This window comes from Rhodopseudomonas sp., assembly GCF_013377015.1.
GTDB lineage: Bacteria > Pseudomonadota > Alphaproteobacteria > Rhizobiales > Xanthobacteraceae > JARJEH01.
This window is the reverse complement of sequence record NZ_JACABA010000032.1, coordinates 1-1132: the sequence shown is the minus strand read 5'-3', so window position 1 is coordinate 1132 and position 1132 is coordinate 1. Positions and strand designations below refer to the sequence as shown.

Sequence of the window (1132 nt, the reverse complement as noted above, 5' to 3'; positions counted from 1 at the left end):
TCGCCGAGGAGATCGTCTGGCTGTACAACGAGTGCGGACTCTTCTGCCTGGTCCAGGGTCGACTGGATTCAGCCGCAGGTCTGTTCGCGATCGCGCTCCGGGCGGCGAAGGAGATCGAGGGCGGCGACAGACACAGCGCGCTCTGGTGCCGCATCCACCTGAACCTCGCGGTCGCCGACATCGAGCGCGGCCGGATACGGGAAGCCAGGAAGAATCTCAATGCCATCGTCGCCATCGAGGACGAGAACCCGATCCTGCGGCTGCTCGTCAGGGGCTATCTCGCACTGGTGGATCACTACTCCGGAAACGCCGATGCCGCCGAGCGAGTGTTCGTCGAGGTAATCGAGGATCTCGACAAGTACGGGCAGTCCCGCTCGGTGGCGATCTTCTCTCGGCACCTTGCGGAGCTGTATCGGATCAAGGGGCCCGAGGCGGGCCCCAAGGCGCTGGCATCAGTCGACAGGTCGATCGCCGCGGCCACGAAGGGTGGCCACGAAGACGTTCGCCAGATGGCCAGGCTGTCGCGAGTGCGGCTCGCCATCGACAGGCTGCTTCCCGAGGAAGCCGACTACATCCCCCGGCGTCTCGACGAGATCGAGAAATACGGCATCGACATGGGCATGCCGCGCCTGGTGGCGGACACGGCCTATGCCAGGGCGTCACATCTGCTTCGGCTCGGCGAGACGCGCCATGCCACTCAGTTGGCGTGCCAGTGCATCGGGGTGGCCACGGCGAACCAGCTCAGGCTGCGCCAGATGACGGCGATGGCGCTGCTGGGGAGAATCTGCGAGCGACGGGGGCTGGTGCATGCGGCGCGCCAACTGCTGGCGCGAGCGTTCGAGCTCGCCGAGAACTGCGACTACAGCAATGTCCGGGCGAGCGTGCGGCGCCACCATGCGTAGCGCGCGACCTGCTATGAACTCTTCCTGGCCCTGAACTCGGCGGATATCCAGCCCACGAACGCCCGAACGCGAGGCGACACCTGCCGGCTTTGCGGGTACAGCACAAGACGGGGATGGCCTTGGGCGGGTAGGCGGGCAGGAATTCGACCAGCGCGCGGCGTATTGGAACCGACGGCCTCGGGCCTTCACACCGCCTTCTCCTCCTGATGACACAGACCCCGGCTCAGTTG

General features: G+C 66.0%; 1 protein-coding gene. It reads left to right on the top strand.

Going from position 1 to position 1132, the window contains the following annotated elements:
* A partial coding sequence (locus HXX15_RS23130) for a hypothetical protein (RefSeq protein ID WP_296519258.1) occupies positions 1 to 902 on the top strand: 902 nt, incomplete at its 5' end.
* Positions 903 to 1132: the final 230 nt, after the last annotated feature.